Raw genomic sequence first — 16089 nt, 5'->3', positions numbered from 1 at the left:
TCTTCTGCAAACACCTTCTTGAAAATCATGGCCAAAGACACACTATTATTTGTAAACTGCTTCATTGACAGGTATAGTGTATAGTAATATACTTACTTACCTAAAGTAAGGAGAAGGCACACTATAAATTATAAAATAGGTGATGTTAACATGAAAATAACCGAGGAAACAAAAAAACTTTTAATAGATAAAATGAATATCATCAAAACCCCTGGAAAAACTGATATATGTCTTGTGGGACCTGTGAACCTGCCTGTTGAACAAGGAGATTTCTCAACGGTTTTCCAATGGTATACATGGCTTCAGCTTGACGGCACGGATAATGACAAGGAAACGGTGCTTGATTCACTTACGGAAGCAAACCTTGCTTTTGGACAGCAATCCTCCGTTCTGGTGTTTGGAGATTTTAAAAATTCGGGGAATGCACTTGTCCGGATGCATAGCATCTGTCACACAGGTGACATCTTCGGCAGTAAACGCTGTGATTGCGGCTACCAGCTCCACCAATCGATGAAGATGATAGCCGAGCATGGGTGCGGGGCCATCTTTTACCTTGCGGACCATGAAGGAAGAGGGATCGGCCTGTTTTCCAAATCTCTTGCTTATTTGCTTCAGCAAGAAGGTTATGACACGGTCGAGGCGAATGAGGCTTTAGGATTCGATGATGATACGCGATCCTACGAGGGAGCCATTCGAGTTTTGAGCGAACTGCGCGAGGATCCGGTGACTTTAATCACGAACAACCCCAAGAAACTGGACGCCCTCATGAAACATGGACTTGCGGCAAAGGACCATATTCCGCTTTGGGGCGGCTTGACGGAAGATAATAGTTTCTATCTGGATACAAAGGTTAAGAAGTCTGGACATATTCCCCAAAAGAAGCCAACTTTGATTGTATAAGGAGAGCTATAGTATGAATGATGATCAATATTACATGAAGCTGGCACTGGATTTGGCTGCCAGTGCAAAAGGAAAGACGAATCCGAATCCAGTGGTCGGTGCAGTCATAGTCAAAGACGGTGTGATAGCCGGGACAGGGATCCACCGTAAAGCGGGTGAACCGCATGCGGAAGTACATGCTTTCAAAATGGCGGGTGAGTATGCAGAAGGTGCAACGCTATATGTGACTCTTGAGCCTTGTTCGCATTATGGAAAGACACCTCCTTGTGCAAATTTGGTGAAAGAATCGGGTGTGCGGCGAGTTGTGGTGGCTACTCAAGATCCGAATCCGGAAGTGGCCGGCAGAGGGATATCGATCATAAAGGAAGCGGGCATTGAAGTGGAAGTCGGGATCCTGGAGAAGGAAGCCCAAAGGCTGAATGAGCGTTTCATTCACAATATGCTGACGAATCGGCCATTTGTCATATCGAAGTATGCGATGACGCTCGATGGAAAACTTGCAACCCACACAGGCCATTCAAAATGGATAACAGGGGAAGGATCACGTCATTCCGTTCATTTGCTGCGTAATGAGATGGATGCCATTCTTGTTGGTATCGGGACTGTATTGGCCGATGATCCATCACTGACGACAAGACTTCCGGAGGGCGGAGGGAAAAATCCGATCCGGATCATTTTAGACAGTGAATTACGTGTTCCCTTGGATGCCAATGTTGTACAAGTATCGGATGCGAGAACCTTGATCGTAACGCATGAAAATGCATCCGCGGATAAAATGGACCTATTACGTGAAAAAGGGATCGAATTCATTTTCGTCCCTAAAAACGAGAAGGGACTGAATCTGAGGGTTTTAATGGAGGAACTGTATAAAAAAGGGATTACGGATGTCTTGCTGGAAGGCGGAAGCGAAGTGAATGCCTCTTTCCTTAGGGAAGGGCTTATCGATAAATTCTTGATTTATATAGCTCCTAAACTATTGGGCGGAAGAAACTCACTAACACCGTATACTGGAATGAATGTGGATACGATGGATGAAGCGATGGATGTTTCCTTCTCTGGCGTGGAAACGTTTGGTGAGGACATACGCATCACGGCTTATCCTAAATAATAATAGACAACAGGTGAAGAGGCATGTTGGTTAAATCAGATGTATGCATAGTCGGATCAGGACCTGGAGGAGCCCTGCTGGCCTACCTATTGGCCAAACAGGACATTTCAGTCGTATTGCTTGAGAGGCATTCTGAAGTTTCAAGGGAGTTCAGGGGCGAGTTCTTGAACGATGAAGGAGAGGGCATTCTTAAAAAGCACGGTTTATTCGAGAGTGTGGAAAGACTAGGTTTGCTTAGGATGGAACAAATTGAATATTGGAATGATGGCCAATTATTCAAAAAGATTTTCCCTGAATGGCCTGCCGATCATGTTGGGATACATGTCCCTCAAAATCATCTGCTTACAGCTATATTGAATGAAGCTGAAAAGCTGGACTCTTTTCAATTGATGATGAATACGAGGGTTACGGACTTGATACAAAATGAAATGGGCCGCTTTACGGGTGTCAAGGCTCGAAATGGCGGAAATGACCTGGAAGTGCAAAGTTCATTGATAATCGGAGCGGACGGCAGATTTTCCATCGTTCGAAAAAAAGCGGGAATCCCAGTGGTGATTAAAAATCATGGTTACGATTTACTGTGGGCAAAAATTCCAGCTCCCGAGGATTGGAAGCCTTCGATCAAGATGGCATTGGTCAATGGCTCACAGGTTGCCCTCTTCACTCAGGCTGGAGGTTTCATCCAGATTGGCTGGAATATAGAACATGGTTCGTTTCCCCATTTGCGAAAACAGCATTTTGATCCGTTCATTGAAGATTTGCTTTTTGCCTTTCCTGAATTAAAAAAGGTTGTGAGTGAAAATATCCGCTCTTGGCAGGACTTCATTTTATTGGATGTTTACAGCAGCTATTGTGAAACATGGACAAAGGATGGCGTTGCTTTATTAGGTGATGCAGCCCATACGATGACGCCGACAGGTGCGTTCGGACTCAATTGTGCCATGAAGGATGCCGATATATTAGCCGAGCTTATTTCTGGATGCATCCTTCAGGGGGATACTGATTTCCTTGGGCTTAAAATGGCTGAGCCAAAAAGAAAAGCCGAAATTGAAAGATTACAGGCCATTCAGGTGGACAAGGAAATTTCCTTCGCATCACAGTTTGTCGCCGCTTATGTTTGAATGGGAGTGAAGGATATGAAATTCGGTTTTGATATTGACGATACCCTTATTAACTTGAGGGAGTTCGCATTCCATCTTTATAATGAAAAGCTTAATACGAACATAGAGATAGAGAAATTCAGAGCTTTAAAGACGTTGGAGATTCATGAAGCGTTCGGGCTTGATAAAGAGGCTGGGGGCAAGATGTGGAACAGCCTTGCCGAGGAAGTGTATTATTCATCCTGCCCAGCCTTCGAGGGCGCAGTGGAAACGCTGCAGGATCTTGAACGCGATGGCCATGAAATCTATTACATCACCGCCAGAAAAGCGGAGCATGGGGAACGGACGAAAAAATGGCTGATTGAAAACGGCTTTCCGGTTAAGGATGACCATTTTTACTGCGGTATGAAGGATCATGAAAAAATTGATACGATCCGCAAATTGGAATTGGATTATTATTTTGATGATAAGCCGGCAGTGTTGGAAACTTTATTGGATCTTCCAACGAAAGTGTATGCAATGGATAACTCCTATAACAAAGAATTGGATATTCCAAGATTGACAAACTGGTTTGAATTAAAAGAAATCCTCTCCAAATAATACAATTCACATTATTGCCGGATGACTTAATAGACTTGGGTCATCCTTTTTTTGTATACTGATATGAATAGTGATTCATTTATTTGCAGAAAAAAGTTGGGGGTAATGGGATGGAGAGAAATATCGAAAAGTCATTGATAGGCACACTTGGGATAGAAATGAAAGATGTCGGCGATGGGAAAGTGATTGCGACGATGCCTGTGGATGAACGGACCAGGCAGCCGTATGGTTTATTGCATGGGGGAGCGTCCGTTGCCCTTGCGGAATCTGTTGCAAGTTATGGCGGCATGCAGCTAGTGGATAAAACAAAACAAGCTGTCGTCGGCCTTGAAATCAATGCCAATCATGTAAGGGGCGTCCGTTCCGGTTTTGTTACTGCAGAAGGGAACATCATCCATCGCGGGAAGACGACGATGGTGTGGGACGTAAAAATCCATGATGAAGAGGATCATCTTATCTGCGTTTCACGCTGTACATTGGCCGTTATCGACTTGCCGAAGCCAAAGTGAATCAATAGAACAATCGCAATCAAGTGGTGCATGGATTCTGCAATGTCCGGTTTAAGTATAATATGGCAGAAGATTATTGTATGAAAAGAGGTATTATTATGCTGGTTGGTCATATACAAGAAATCACCCGTCATCCTGTAAAATCATTCACTGGTGAACAGGTGCAGAAAACGAAGGTGATGGATTATGGACTATATGGAGATCGCAGTCATGCTTTTAAAGACAAAAATGGGAAGTTCCTGACGATAACCCAAGTCCCGGAAATGGTCCGTTATCAAGCTGCTTTTTCTGGTGAGGAAACCTTTGACCAATATCCGGAAATCAAGGTGAAGACCCCTTCAGGGCAGGTGCTGACATGGGGTGAGGAAGCCTTTCGGGAGGAAATGGAGCGGTTGCTGAACCAGGAGGCTAGGACCATTGTTTATCCGCCTAGACATATCCCTTTGGGGGCGATTGAAGAAGAAAACATCCTGCTTGTCAGTGATGCCTCGATTGGCGAATTGACGAAGCTTTGGGGGAAAGAACTGGATGGCAGGAGATTCAGGCAGAATTTGGTGCTATCCTTAGTGAACAAAACGCACTTTTTAGAAGAGCGATGGTTCGGAAAAAGGATTTTAATCGGAAGTGAAGTGGAATTGGAGATCAAAAGGCATTGCGAGCGCTGTATGATCATAACGGTCGATCCAAGCGATTCACATAGAGATCCATCACTGCTGAAAACTGTCGTCAAGGAAAGGAAAAATCATTTTGGGGTATATGCCTCGGTCATCAAAACAGGTGAAATCAGGGTGGGCGACCAGGTATTTATAAAAGATTGAAACAGAAAAGAGCTGCTCCTGTAATCAGGGCAGCTCTTTTGCAATGGAAGGGGTCACCGGGTTTTCTTTAAATCATCCTGGACACTCCGATCCCACATTTTCACGCCTGTATGATAAGCCGAGCGCATGATTAAATGTCCCGCAACAGGGCTGGTCATGAAGATAAAGATGATCGCGAGCACGACCCGGAAATCGAAATGGCTATGTTTATAATAAAAATATAACAAGGTGCCAATCAGGATGAACATGATCCCAAGTGTCGAGCTCTTTGAGGCAGCGTGATTTCTTGTATAGACGTCGGGCAGCCGGATGATGCCGAAAGCAGAGACTAAAAAGAGAAAGACTCCCATTATAATGAATAGGGCCGATAGAATTTCAACGATTGCGGTCATTTTCGATTATCTCCCCTTTCTCAAGGAATTTGGCGAAAGCGACCGTTCCGATGAATGATAGGATTCCGAGCAGAAGAATGGCTTCCAGATAAGCGCTTGTATCCATGACAATGGAGGCAAGTGCTACGATTGCGATGAGGTTGATTCCCATCGCATCGAGTGCGATGACCCGATCCGGTACGGAAGGCCCTTTGATTAAACGGTATAAGAATCCAATCATGGAAAGCGAAACACCGAGCAACGCGATTTTAAGCAATAGATCGAACATTATTTGCCCACCTCCATAATCGCTTTTTCAAATGTATTTTTAATGCTGTCCACAGCCTCATCTTTGTCGGCAATATCCATTGCATGGATATAAAGGATCCGATTATCTTCCGATACTTCAACGACAAGTGTTCCTGGTGTCAACGTAATTAAATTCGATAGTATCGTAATTTCCCAATCCTTGGTCAGCACGGTTTCAAATGCGAATATGCCAGGTCTCATATCCAGGCTCGGTTTAAGCACGGCCTTAAGGACGCTAATGTTGGAAAGTATGAGTTCCCTTGCGAATATGAGCAGCAATACAACGACGGCATTCACCCTTTTCAAGTAAAAACGATCATTGAAAAAATGACGGAAGACGAACATGATGCCGAGCCCCAATATATATCCGATGATAAAAGTGCTCCCGTTAAACTCATTTTTTAGAAACATCCAGATAAACGCAAGGAACACATTCAGTAAAATTTGGAATGACATCAGGCACTACTCCTTTAAAACCGCTTTGTTATAGATTTCGGGATTCATTAATGAATCCACTGCTTGTGTAATGAATGGGTAAATCGTTTCAGTTCCTACTCCGAATAAAACGGAAATGACCACAAGTAGGACGGCAGGGACCAGCATTCTATTAACCGTTTGATTAGTTAAGGCATAATCAGCTTTCGGAGTTCCCCAAAAGCCATTCATGAAAATTTTCATGACGGAATATAGGACCATCAAACTTGAAAGTAAGACAATGGCCATTCCAATGTAGGCCCCTTTTTCGGCAGCTCCCTGAAGGATCAGGAGCTTGCCGGCAAAACCGCTGAACGGCGGGATTCCCGCCAATGATATGGCAGCTATGAAGAAGGTCCATGCAACGGCTGGATATTGCTTGATCAAGCCGCCCATGTCCCGCAGATCATCCGATCCGCTGATTTTGATCATGATGCCAACAAGCAGGAAGAGTGCGGCCTTGATCAGCATGTCATGAATGATATACAGAATGGAGCCGGATAAGGCTTGTTCATTCATGACGGAGATGCCGAACAGGATGACCCCGACGGCGATGATGATGTTGTAAATGATGATTTTTTTTACATCCCAATAGGCTATCGCACCAATGACACCGATGATGATGGTCAAGATGGCAAGTACCGCAAGGAAAGAATGGGTGAAATCCTGGTCATGATAAAACATGAGTGTATAGGTCCTGAAAATGGAATATATCCCGACCTTTGTCAGCAATGCACCGAATAGGGCCATCACAGGGATGGGTGGAGCATAATAAGACCCAGGCAGCCATTGGAAGAGCGGGAAAATGGCTCCCTTCAAACCGAATACGATCAAAAAGCCAATCGCTATCACCGAGACGATTCCAGGCTGGTTGACTTCCGCAATCCTCTGGCTGATGTCCGCCATGTTCAATGTTCCTAGAACTGAATAAAGATACGCCACCATGATGACGAAAAAGGAAGAGGAAAGCACATTGACGATGATATACTTCAATGATTCCCTCAGTTGAATTTTCGTCCCTCCCAGTACAAGCAGTACGTAGGAAGCCATCAGCATGACTTCGAAGAAAACGAATAGATTGAAAAGGTCCCCCGTAAGGAAGGCGCCGTTTACACCAATCAGCAAAAATTGAAAAACAGGGTAATAATAATGTCTTTCACGTTCCTCCCCTATGGAGTGAAACGAGTAAAGCAGTATGGCCAATCCTATGATATTCGTGGTCAGTACGAGCAGTGAAGAAAGCATGTCTGCCACGATCACGATCCCGAATGGAGCATCCCAGCTGCCGACACCTAAAGTCAAGATCCCTTGAGTATGGACCATCAACACAAGATAAAGGGAAAGCGCAATTCCCATAAGAGAGGAGAAAAGGGATATCCCTCTTTGCAGCTTGATTTTTTTTGCAAAGAAAATGAGAAAGATGCCTGTGAAAAGGGGCCATAAAACAGGCATGAAAGTAAGATTATTCATTCGCTTCCGTACCTCTCATTTCTTCCATGTCATCCGTACCGAGTTCCTGGTAGGTCCGATAGGCAAGTACCAGCAGAAATGATGTGACCCCGAAACTGATGACGATCGCCGTCAAGATAAGCGCTTGCGGAAGTGGATCGACATAGGATGCAGCTTCGTCACTCAGCAATGGGACGGAACCGCCTTTCAAACCGCCCATCGTCAAAATCAAAAGGTGGGCACCGTGACTGAGAAGCCCAGTACCGATTATGATTCTTAAAATGCTTTTGGAAAGCATTAAATATGTCGCACACATAAATAGTATTCCAATGACAATGGCCATTAAAAGTTCCATTATTCACTCTCCCCTATCGTTTGAATAATGGTCATCGTTACACCAACAACCACAAGGTAAACACCAAGATCAAAAAGTACCGCGGTATGAAGCGAGATGTGCCCAAGAAGCGGTAAATCAACATAATGATAAACATGTGTCATGAGGGGCACCCCGAACATGAGCCCGCCGGCAACGGTCAGGCTTGATATGAACAAGCCTGAACCGATCATTAACTTATAATCAATCGGCAAGATGCCGGCAACGGTCTTCAGGTCGAAAGCGAGCAACAGCAGGACTATGGCGGCTGAAGTCATTAAACCGCCGACAAACCCGCCTCCTGGCGAATAATGCCCTCCTAAAAAGATGGCAACCGCGAACAGCAGGATAACAAAGGCAGCGACTTTCGTAACCGTTTGGAGAATTAGGTCATTTTGCTTCATGATTTATCTTTCCTCCCCGTCAAACGCAATTTGATCATCGCGAATATTCCGAGCGCAGCGATGGAAAGGACACTGATTTCAAACATCGTATCAAGTCCGCGGAAGTCCACTAGAATGACATTGACAACGTTTTTTCCGCCTGCTTCCTTATAAGCATTTTCAAGATAGTAACTTGATATGGAATCAAATAGTTTATTGCTATGTGCCGATATGGCAATCAATGTCACGATGACCCCTACACCAATGGATATCAAGGCGTTATTCAACTTGAATGTCATCCGTTCTTCCTTTCTGCTTGCCATTAACGGAAGGTGGAAGAAACAGAGCAAAAACAGGGATACCGAAATCGTTTCGATGACTAGTTGAGTCAGGGCTAAATCCGGTGCCCGCAGCAAAACGAAAAATAAGGAAATCGCATAACCGACCGCTCCTAAAATGATAATGGAAGTTAAACGGGATCTTGCAAACAGAATGGCGATCGAGCCAATCACGATGATCGCAGCTAATACCCATTCATATAGGCCGATCGGGGCAAAGTTCCCTTTATCCAATTTAAATGCATCCTTCCAATAGAGCGTAAAGCCCAATGAGAGAATGAAGAAAAGGAAGATTGAAAGCAAATATGTCCGAATATGACCTGTCATTAAAAATTTCATGACGGAAGATGCTGAGCGTTCCATCCCTCTAACCCCGTTATCATACAAAGCATTCAGGGAGATGCGCTCGGGAATCCACTGAGTGATCTTCTGCCATTTCGGAAGCGTTTTGTATAAAAGGATTCCAAATGCTATGATGCCGATCGTCATCCATACTTCAGTATTCAAACCATGCCAGAAGGCGATATGGACATGGAAATCGGGACCCGCCAAGCTTGGCTGTATGCCGGCTACCGCAGGTTCAATGATCCGTGAAGACAGCAAGTTTGGAAAAATACCGAAAACGATGACCAACGAAGCAAGGATGATCGGGGATATCAGCATCCCGACCGGTGCCTCGTGGGGCTTCTTGTCCAATAGTTGCAACTGAAGTTTGCCTGTAAAAGGTTTGAGCACGACGATCATGCTATATATGAAAGTGAATACACTGGCTACCCATGCCACCACAGGGAAAAGGACCCCCCATGTCTCCATATGGAAGATGTTCAATTCCAATACATTCACCATGCTTGCCAAGAACATTTCCTTGCTCAAAAAACCATTGAAGGGCGGAAGTCCAGCCATTGAAAAAGCGCCTATGACAGCGACGGTGAAAGTGATCGGCATCAACTGCATCAATCCGCCAAGCTTTCTGATATCACGTGTACCGGTTTCATGATCAATGATGCCTGCGACCATGAAAAGGCTGCCTTTAAAAGTCGCATGATTGATCAAGTGGAATACTGCAGCAACCGTGGCTGCCAAGTAAATATTCTCCCCAAAAGATTCATAGTGGAGGGCCGCTGCACCAAGTCCCAAAAGCGACATGATCAATCCGAGCTGACTGATGGTGGAAAAAGCGAGAATCCCCTTTAAATCAGTCTGCCTGATTGCAGAGAATGAGCCCCAGAACAGGGTGATCAATCCGGTGACCGAAACGAGCCAGAACCATAATCCTGATTCTGCAAAAACAGGGCTTAACCGGGCAACCAAATAAATTCCGGCCTTGACCATTGTGGCGGAATGAAGGTAAGCACTGACCGGTGTCGGGGCTTCCATCGCATCAGGAAGCCAGATATGGAACGGGAACTGTGCGGATTTGGTGAACGCGCCAAGCAGCACAAGCAAAAGTGCAGGAATGAAGAGCGAGTGGTCCATAAGTTCCCCGCTTTGGGCAATCAGTTCACGAATGCTGAATGTGTTCCCCATAATGGAAAGGAGAATGATTCCGCCAAGCATGCTTAAGCCGCCAAGCACAGTGATCAGCAGGGATTTCTGCGCCCCATAACGTGAACGCTCCCTTTCATTCCAATATCCTATCAATAGAAAAGATGATAAACTCGTGAATTCCCAAAATGAATAAAGGACAATTAGATTATCGGATAGGACGACACCAAGCATCGCCCCCATGAAAAGCAAAAGGAAGACGTAAAATTGGTTCAGCTTTTCTTTCTCTTTCGATAAATAGAAAATTGAATACAGAACGACGAGCGAACCTATACCTGTAATGAGCAAGGCGAACAATAGCCCTAGTCCATCTATATAGAAATCAACATGAATTCCTAGAGAAGGAATCCATGCAGCGCTTTCCATAATGATATCCCCTTGTTTGGTCAAGGAAATGAACCTTGAAAAATAGGTGAAAAGGAGAATCGGTAAAATCAATACAAACCAGCCTGTATGTATTTGTCGAAATAGTTTGTATAATATTGGTACGATGATTGCTAATAGAAACGGTGATAATACCGCCCAATGAAGTATAGACATAAACGCCCCCCTTTTTTAAACGAAGTCAGTCGTCTTATTATGCTTTTTTCGAGCAATCCTAGACGTTAGAAAATCTTCGCTGAATATGTATCTTTTTATCGAATACTTGCCTCGCTTAAAAGTATAACGCAATTTATATGGGTTTGCATGGGTTTGAAAACGGTGAAGGCCAACTTGAACGAAGTTTTATATATAGGTAGAAAAGGAGGGTGAACCGGCCTGAAAAATTTATTGAAAAAATTTTTTTAAGGGTGAATTAGTGGAGTATCCATTGAGAAATGGTGGATTATCTAGCATAATATAGGATAAAAGACGCATGGATGGAGAAATCATGAAAAACACATATTTACTTAGCTATTTACCAATCATTTCAATCTTATTATTCAGCCTCTCCTTTGCCATTTATGGGGAGATGCAAATGCTCAAGTTATTTGGGAATTTGGGAATCTACCAAGGGATGCTTGAGTTCTTTTCTGAAACCGGCATCAAGCTGGCGCTGCTGATCGTATTGCTCCTATTATTCTTCATGGTTTTTGCTGCATTGAAGCTGATCTCCGATACGATATTGGAGCTGGCTTTATTATTCTTTTCCAAGGATTCGGAAGGTAAAGCCCTTAACAGTGTAAGAAAAGGCGCGGTCATATATGTGATTGGCGGTGCCTGTTCATTGTTCAGTGTTCAATTCATCATCGGGCTTGGGTCGATCTTTATCGCAACGAATATTGTCGCTTTAATTTATTTTGTCAATAAGTTAAGCCCGAGCCTGAACTTATCGAGGCTGGTGGGATTGGTCTTCTTTCCGATCTTCGCTTGGACGGCACTGATTTCAATAGTCGCTTATGCGGGATTGAAGCTTTATAACAGCGTTATTGCAAGTCTTCCCATATAGCAAAAAAGAAGGTGCCATCTCGGCACCTTCTTTTTTCATTCGGCAGTCTGGCTGATATCTTTCCAAATCAATACATGTGGTGATTGTGAATAAATGGATTGAAGAGTGGATGGCTTGTCCCTTCCAACCCAAACCCCGGTTGTATAGTTTGCTGTCAGACCGACAAACCACATGTCTTTCACGTCATTGGTCGTACCGGTTTTACCCCCGACATAATCTGTAGGAAAGTAGGCTTTGCGGGCTGTCCCGGAAAGGGCTGTTTCGTGGAGAAGCTGCCGCATCTTGGCTACGGTGCTTTTGTTCCATATCTTCTTGGAACGGTCTTTCCATTTATAAAGGACTTTCCCTTCTTGATCGGTGACTTTAGTAATGGCTCGCGCTGGCTGATATTTTCCGTCATTGAAGGAAGTATAGGCATTCGTCAGTTCAAGGGGACTCATGCCATATTCAAATCCGCCTATGGCAGAACTTGTATGTTGGTCTTTTTTGCTCACCTTTTCAAAGTTGAAAGCATCCAGGTACTTGAAACTCGTTTCCACCCCCGTCTTTTCAAAAAGCCTTATGGCGGGAGTGTTATAGGAGTGAGCGAAGGCAGTCCTTATTGTGACCATCCCGTAGCTGTCGCCGCTATAATTCTTTGGGCAATAGCTATTGCTGCAATAGCTTGCTCCGCTAACGAGCTGATTGATGTCAGCATCCGTTTCCTCTAAATAGGGAGCATAATCGAGAAGTGGCTTAATGGCTGACCCTGGCTGCCTATAGCTTTGGTATGCCCGATTGAAAGAATTTTTTTTATAATCCTTTCCCCCAATCAAAGAGACAAGCTCGTGCGTATGATGCTGTATAACCACTAAAGCTCCCTCGATATCATTGGTACCGAGTTTTGATTGAACAGCAGTCTTTGACTGTGTCTGCAGTTTAGTATCGAGGGCGGTATGGATGGTTACTCCGGAATTCAAAAGCTTTTTTACCTTTTTATCCAGCTCGGCTTCCGCCTGCTTACGTATGGCGACATCAGGGCTTCGCAGGGATTTGCCGAGACCCTCGGAGGTTGCAACCAGGTTTTTCAATTCCTGGTGAACATACGTCACGTAATCGGGATATAAGTCGACTGGGGTGGACAAGTCTAATTTAATCGTACTTTTGATAAGCTTTCCGTACTCGTCCTGTTCTAAAACACCTTCGTCCGCCAATCGTTTCAGTAATCTCTCCTGACGCTGTTTCGTCGCAGCGAAATGCTTTAGAGGATTATAGTGCTCCGGATTATTAGGGATTGCGGCCAGGAAGGCGAGTTCCGCCTTGGACAACTCTCCAGTCGGTTTACTGAAATAATATTGGGAAGCAGCTTCGATTCCATAAGCTCCGTTACTGAAATATATGGCATTCAAATACAGCTCCAGGATTTCCGGTTTTGATTTCTTTCTCTCGATCTGATGGGCGTAAATGAGTTCACTGAGTTTTCGGTTATACGTCCTATCATGTGAGAGATAAACATTCCTGGCCAGTTGCTGGGTAATGGTACTGCCGCCTTGTTCGATTGTTTTATTTTGTGAATTGATAAGAAGCGCCCTGCTTATGCCGGATATGTCAACGCCTGCATGATCATAAAATTTCTGATCCTCTGTAACGATGAACAGGTTTTCCAGGAAAAGAGGGATGTCTTCAAGTTTTAGGTAAGTCCGTTTCTCACCATTGGAAATTTCACTGATGACCTTCCCATTTGCGTCCTTCATGTAACTATTCTGGGACAGTTTTATCGATTCGATGGGAATTCGTTCGTCGAGTACTTGATAGGGAGATTGCGCTACGGATAACTCCTGATAAGAAAGAAAAATAAAAAGGATCAATATGGGAATGCAGACGAAAATCGTGATATAACCAAGATACGTGCGCATAGTTCAACTTCCTAACTAATATATTTTTAGTATGTCCTTGGATTGAAGGAGTGGAAAAATGGTACTTTTGATCCATTCATCCATCATAATCCAAAAAAGGTAGACAATAAAGAGTTTTGGGTAAAATAGGTATGAAAGCGGGATCCGTATCCGAATGGTGTGTTACAATCCCGGGAAAAAACTTTCTAAATCTTCTGTTATAATATTCTCGTGAGAAAAAAACATTTTTGTTTATATGTTGATGTCAGGAATATGAAGGGGGTCATAAAAATGGAGGAACAACAGCAATTTGTATTCATTGATTTTGAATTTACGATGCCTGAAGGAAAAGCCAACCCAGTAGGGTTTTATCCGGAAATCATTGAGGTTGGTTTAGTCACCGTCATGAATGAGACCATTCAGGAACAATTCTCATCTTTTGTTAACCCAATGAAATTTCCAGTTTTGACGGGCAGGTGCAAGAAGTTCTTGAACATTGCCCAGGACCAGGTGGACCGGGGGATTTCATTTGAAGAGCTGGTCTCTTTATTGAAGAATATAGACGAGCAGCACCCGACGACGATTGTTACCTGGGGAAATATGGACATGAAGGTGCTTCGCCAGAACTGTCAGAAAGCAGGGTTGGATTTCCCTTTTTCAGGGAAACAAATTGATCTTTGCCTGGAGTATAAACGCTTTTTCGGGGATCAAAACCAAACCGGACTTTGGAAAGCTGTACAGGCCTATGGTAAAGAAGGGACAGGCAAGCATCACAGGGCGCTGGATGATGCCATTACGACATATAATATCTTTAAGTTGGTAGAAAAAGATAAAAGTTATATGAAAAACCATGAACCGACTACAATTGGCGATCGCATTGATTTATCAAAGGTATTGAATCATTTAGCGTTATAAAAGCCAAATCATATACGACTGATTTGGCTTTTATCATGCTTTATTTGAAATAATCTGCCGCTAGATCTTCAAGCAACTGCAAGCTTTTATCATTCCACTCTGTTTGGGCTTCGCTTAAAGTGCTTTTCATTTTCTCAACAGCTTCCCTTAAGGATTCCTTATACTCAGGAATCTCCTCATCAAAGTTCCTTACCATATTCTTTGGTACATTGGTTTGCTCCCGGAATGCAAGGGCACGCCGCTGATGGAACATGGACACTTCCGTTTGCTTCGGGTTATGAAGATCTCCCTGCATGGGATGCTTCAAGACAGCCAACACTTTAACAAGATATGCAGCAGGTCTGATATCGGTGACTTCCCCGATGTATTTTCCAGTTTTATATATGGCGGTAACCTTATCGCCGATTTTAAAATCCTGTTCTGACATTTCCCTACCACCTTTCTTTTAACTTCCTTCATGATACATAAGAACAACGATTTTTCACAGCGAATTTGTTCCATTTCGTAAAGATGCTTTTTTTATGAAAATCGTGTAAAGTGTACAAATGAAGATGAAAAATGGTGTTTCATGCCATTTTATTTTTAAAAAGAGAGAGGTTATGTACAATGACAAACTTTCCACAATTAACAAGTGAAGTTTTGGAAAATGAAAAAGCGGTCATCATGCAAACGACGATGGGCGATATTAAAATTAAACTATTCCCTGAACTGGCTCCAAAGACAGTGGAGAATTTCCTGACACATGCCGAAAACGGTTATTACGAAGGAATCATCTTCCACCGTGTCATCAAGGATTTCATGCTTCAAGGCGGAGATCCGACAGGGACTGGAATGGGTGGAGAAAGTATCTGGGGAAGTACATTTGAGGATGAATTCTCCATGCAATTATTCAATTTGCGCGGAGCCCTTTCCATGGCTAATGCAGGCCCGGGAACAAACGGCAGCCAATTCTTCATCGTACAAGCCCAGCATGTGGACAGCAGGATGGGTGAGCAAATGAAGCAAGCCGGTTATCCGGAGGAAATCATCAGTGCTTATATGGAACAAGGAGGCACACCATGGCTGGATCATAAACACTCTGTTTTTGGACAAGTCGTCGAAGGCATGGACGTTGTTGATGCGATTGCTAACGTGGAGACAACTGCGGGAGACAAGCCGGCAGTGGACGTGGTCATTAAAGGGATCACCATTCTATAAATAAATGAGAAGCGGGGGGCTTACTGCCTCTCGTTTTTTAGGTTTTAGTGGATTAGGCCCACTAGTGGATTGTTCTGGTAATTGATATAATGGGATAATGCAGTGTAATTCCCTATCAGGAAGGATGTATCGGATGGACTTTCTCAATCATGCTTTACTGGGTTTGTTTCTTTACTTTCCAGAAGACAAGACTGAATATATCTCGGCTGGTATAACTTGCTTCATTTTTTTAGTGGCAGCCGTTTTAACGATGAGGGCAATTATAAGATATTCAAAGAAGGAAGAAATGAAAACCAAGCAATTCGAAGATGAGGTCACCAAAAGGAACCAGCGAATCAAGGATGATACCATTTCTTGAACCCGGAAGATGCCAGCAATCGTGAGCCCCGTTAAATGA

Annotated in this window: 19 protein-coding genes; 10 read left to right on the top strand and 9 right to left on the bottom strand. The window is 43.7% G+C overall.

Features of this window, described 5'->3' with window-relative positions; all coding sequences use genetic code 11:
* Positions 1–150 precede the first annotated feature (150 nt).
* From ACQKNS_RS16215 to ACQKNS_RS16190, 6 genes are all read left to right on the top strand, one after another.
* Positions 151–900 carry a GTP cyclohydrolase II gene (locus ACQKNS_RS16215; protein ID WP_427644376.1) on the top strand — a complete coding sequence of 250 codons (750 nt, stop codon included), beginning with the start codon at positions 151–153 and terminating at the stop codon, positions 898–900.
* A 13-nt stretch (positions 901–913) separates the two neighbouring features.
* Positions 914–2008, top strand: coding sequence for a bifunctional diaminohydroxyphosphoribosylaminopyrimidine deaminase/5-amino-6-(5-phosphoribosylamino)uracil reductase RibD (gene ribD, locus ACQKNS_RS16210; RefSeq protein WP_427644375.1), 1095 nt, complete (start codon positions 914–916; stop codon positions 2006–2008).
* 23 nt (positions 2009–2031) lie between these two features.
* Positions 2032–3129: an FAD-dependent monooxygenase gene (locus tag ACQKNS_RS16205; protein WP_427644374.1), complete on the top strand. Its 1098-nt coding sequence runs from the start codon at positions 2032–2034 to the stop codon at positions 3127–3129.
* A gap of 15 nt (positions 3130–3144) precedes the next feature.
* Positions 3145–3708 (top strand): 5' nucleotidase, NT5C type, encoded by a 564-nt coding sequence (locus ACQKNS_RS16200; protein WP_427644373.1) that lies wholly within the window; start codon positions 3145–3147, stop codon positions 3706–3708.
* A 110-nt stretch (positions 3709–3818) separates the two neighbouring features.
* Entirely contained in the window at positions 3819–4217 is a 399-nt protein-coding gene (locus tag ACQKNS_RS16195) for a hotdog fold thioesterase (RefSeq protein WP_427644372.1), read from the top strand.
* Positions 4218–4315: 98 nt separating this feature from the next.
* Complete coding sequence (locus ACQKNS_RS16190) at positions 4316–5035, top strand: MOSC domain-containing protein (RefSeq protein WP_427644371.1); 720 nt, start codon at positions 4316–4318, stop codon at positions 5033–5035.
* A 53-nt stretch (positions 5036–5088) separates the two neighbouring features.
* On the opposite strand, the gene mnhG is transcribed toward ACQKNS_RS16190, so the two are convergent.
* From mnhG to ACQKNS_RS16155, 7 genes are read right to left on the bottom strand one after another with little or no spacing between them, the layout of a single operon-like run.
* Positions 5089–5427, bottom strand: a complete 339-nt coding sequence (gene mnhG / locus ACQKNS_RS16185) for a monovalent cation/H(+) antiporter subunit G (RefSeq protein ID WP_427644370.1) — start codon at positions 5425–5427, stop codon at positions 5089–5091.
* Positions 5411–5647: a Na(+)/H(+) antiporter subunit F1 gene (locus tag ACQKNS_RS16180; RefSeq protein ID WP_427644745.1), complete on the bottom strand. Its 237-nt coding sequence runs from the start codon at positions 5645–5647 to the stop codon at positions 5411–5413. Before ACQKNS_RS16180 ends, mnhG begins: the two co-directional genes overlap by 17 nt.
* 47 nt (positions 5648–5694) lie before the next feature.
* Positions 5695–6171, bottom strand: a complete 477-nt coding sequence (locus ACQKNS_RS16175; protein ID WP_427644369.1) for a Na+/H+ antiporter subunit E — start codon at positions 6169–6171, stop codon at positions 5695–5697.
* Positions 6172–6177: 6 nt separating this feature from the next.
* Positions 6178–7659 carry a Na+/H+ antiporter subunit D gene (locus ACQKNS_RS16170; RefSeq protein ID WP_427644368.1) on the bottom strand — a complete coding sequence of 494 codons (1482 nt, stop codon included), beginning with the start codon at positions 7657–7659 and terminating at the stop codon, positions 6178–6180.
* A complete protein-coding gene (locus ACQKNS_RS16165) occupies positions 7652–7993 on the bottom strand; it encodes a Na(+)/H(+) antiporter subunit C (RefSeq protein WP_076368129.1) in 342 nt (113 codons plus the stop codon). Before ACQKNS_RS16165 ends, ACQKNS_RS16170 begins: the two co-directional genes overlap by 8 nt.
* A complete protein-coding gene (locus ACQKNS_RS16160; RefSeq protein ID WP_427644367.1) occupies positions 7993–8415 on the bottom strand; it encodes a Na(+)/H(+) antiporter subunit B in 423 nt (140 codons plus the stop codon). Before ACQKNS_RS16160 ends, ACQKNS_RS16165 begins: the two co-directional genes overlap by 1 nt.
* Entirely contained in the window at positions 8412–10817 is a 2406-nt protein-coding gene (locus ACQKNS_RS16155; protein WP_427644366.1) for a Na+/H+ antiporter subunit A, read from the bottom strand. Before ACQKNS_RS16155 ends, ACQKNS_RS16160 begins: the two co-directional genes overlap by 4 nt.
* Positions 10818–11148: 331 nt before the next feature.
* Between ACQKNS_RS16155 and ACQKNS_RS16150 the strand changes: the two genes are divergently transcribed.
* The gene (locus ACQKNS_RS16150; RefSeq protein ID WP_427644365.1) at positions 11149–11706 is read left to right on the top strand and encodes a DUF5366 family protein; all 558 of its coding nucleotides are present in this window, start codon (positions 11149–11151) and stop codon (positions 11704–11706) included.
* 35 nt (positions 11707–11741) lie between these two features.
* Here the strand turns inward: ACQKNS_RS16150 and ACQKNS_RS16145 are convergent, their stop codons facing one another.
* Complete coding sequence (locus ACQKNS_RS16145; protein WP_427644364.1) at positions 11742–13601, bottom strand: transglycosylase domain-containing protein; 1860 nt, start codon at positions 13599–13601, stop codon at positions 11742–11744.
* 270 nt (positions 13602–13871) lie between these two features.
* Here ACQKNS_RS16145 and kapD point away from each other — a divergent pair, with 270 nt between their 5' ends.
* On the top strand, positions 13872–14495 hold the full coding sequence (gene kapD, locus ACQKNS_RS16140; RefSeq protein ID WP_427644363.1) for a 3'-5' exonuclease KapD: 624 nt from the start codon (positions 13872–13874) through the stop codon (positions 14493–14495).
* A gap of 40 nt (positions 14496–14535) precedes the next feature.
* On the opposite strand, the gene ACQKNS_RS16135 is transcribed toward kapD, so the two are convergent.
* The gene (locus ACQKNS_RS16135) at positions 14536–14922 is read right to left on the bottom strand and encodes a kinase-associated lipoprotein B (RefSeq protein WP_283899305.1); all 387 of its coding nucleotides are present in this window, start codon (positions 14920–14922) and stop codon (positions 14536–14538) included.
* A 179-nt stretch (positions 14923–15101) separates the two neighbouring features.
* Between ACQKNS_RS16135 and ACQKNS_RS16130 the strand changes: the two genes are divergently transcribed.
* Both ACQKNS_RS16130 and ACQKNS_RS16125 read left to right on the top strand, forming a co-directional pair.
* Positions 15102–15692 carry a peptidylprolyl isomerase gene (locus ACQKNS_RS16130; RefSeq protein ID WP_427644362.1) on the top strand — a complete coding sequence of 197 codons (591 nt, stop codon included), beginning with the start codon at positions 15102–15104 and terminating at the stop codon, positions 15690–15692.
* A 133-nt stretch (positions 15693–15825) separates the two neighbouring features.
* The gene (locus tag ACQKNS_RS16125) at positions 15826–16050 is read left to right on the top strand and encodes a hypothetical protein (RefSeq protein WP_427644361.1); all 225 of its coding nucleotides are present in this window, start codon (positions 15826–15828) and stop codon (positions 16048–16050) included.
* The last annotated feature ends 39 nt before the right edge of the window (positions 16051–16089 follow it).

This window comes from Peribacillus sp. NPDC094092 (genome assembly GCF_050279365.1).
In the GTDB taxonomy this organism is placed as follows: domain Bacteria; phylum Bacillota; class Bacilli; order Bacillales; family DSM-1321; genus Peribacillus.
The sequence above is the reverse complement of the archived record's forward strand: the minus strand, read 5'-3'. Positions and strand labels throughout refer to the sequence as shown.

Bases quoted from the DNA above. Each gene is read 5' to 3' on its own strand.
- mnhG (WP_427644370.1), bottom strand. From the start codon at position 5,427: ATGACCGCAATCGTTGAAATTCTATCGGCCCTATTCATTATAATGGGA.
- ACQKNS_RS16155 (WP_427644366.1), bottom strand. From the start codon at position 10,817: ATGTCTATACTTCATTGGGCGGTATTATCACCGTTTCTATTAGCAATC.
- ACQKNS_RS16125 (WP_427644361.1), top strand. From the start codon at position 15,826: ATGGACTTTCTCAATCATGCTTTACTGGGTTTGTTTCTTTACTTTCCA.
- ACQKNS_RS16150 (WP_427644365.1), top strand. From the start codon at position 11,149: ATGAAAAACACATATTTACTTAGCTATTTACCAATCATTTCAATCTTA.
- ACQKNS_RS16195 (WP_427644372.1), top strand. From the start codon at position 3,819: ATGGAGAGAAATATCGAAAAGTCATTGATAGGCACACTTGGGATAGAA.
- ACQKNS_RS16190 (WP_427644371.1), top strand. From the start codon at position 4,316: ATGCTGGTTGGTCATATACAAGAAATCACCCGTCATCCTGTAAAATCA.
- ACQKNS_RS16200 (WP_427644373.1), top strand. From the start codon at position 3,145: ATGAAATTCGGTTTTGATATTGACGATACCCTTATTAACTTGAGGGAG.
- ACQKNS_RS16165 (WP_076368129.1), bottom strand. From the start codon at position 7,993: ATGGAACTTTTAATGGCCATTGTCATTGGAATACTATTTATGTGTGCG.
- ACQKNS_RS16215 (WP_427644376.1), top strand. From the start codon at position 151: ATGAAAATAACCGAGGAAACAAAAAAACTTTTAATAGATAAAATGAAT.
- ACQKNS_RS16160 (WP_427644367.1), bottom strand. From the start codon at position 8,415: ATGAAGCAAAATGACCTAATTCTCCAAACGGTTACGAAAGTCGCTGCC.
- ribD (WP_427644375.1), top strand. From the start codon at position 914: ATGAATGATGATCAATATTACATGAAGCTGGCACTGGATTTGGCTGCC.
- kapD (WP_427644363.1), top strand. From the start codon at position 13,872: ATGGAGGAACAACAGCAATTTGTATTCATTGATTTTGAATTTACGATG.
- ACQKNS_RS16175 (WP_427644369.1), bottom strand. From the start codon at position 6,171: ATGTCATTCCAAATTTTACTGAATGTGTTCCTTGCGTTTATCTGGATG.
- ACQKNS_RS16205 (WP_427644374.1), top strand. From the start codon at position 2,032: ATGTTGGTTAAATCAGATGTATGCATAGTCGGATCAGGACCTGGAGGA.
- ACQKNS_RS16145 (WP_427644364.1), bottom strand. From the start codon at position 13,601: ATGCGCACGTATCTTGGTTATATCACGATTTTCGTCTGCATTCCCATA.
- ACQKNS_RS16180 (WP_427644745.1), bottom strand. From the start codon at position 5,647: ATGATTGGATTCTTATACCGTTTAATCAAAGGGCCTTCCGTACCGGAT.
- ACQKNS_RS16170 (WP_427644368.1), bottom strand. From the start codon at position 7,659: ATGAATAATCTTACTTTCATGCCTGTTTTATGGCCCCTTTTCACAGGC.
- ACQKNS_RS16130 (WP_427644362.1), top strand. From the start codon at position 15,102: ATGACAAACTTTCCACAATTAACAAGTGAAGTTTTGGAAAATGAAAAA.
- ACQKNS_RS16135 (WP_283899305.1), bottom strand. From the start codon at position 14,922: ATGTCAGAACAGGATTTTAAAATCGGCGATAAGGTTACCGCCATATAT.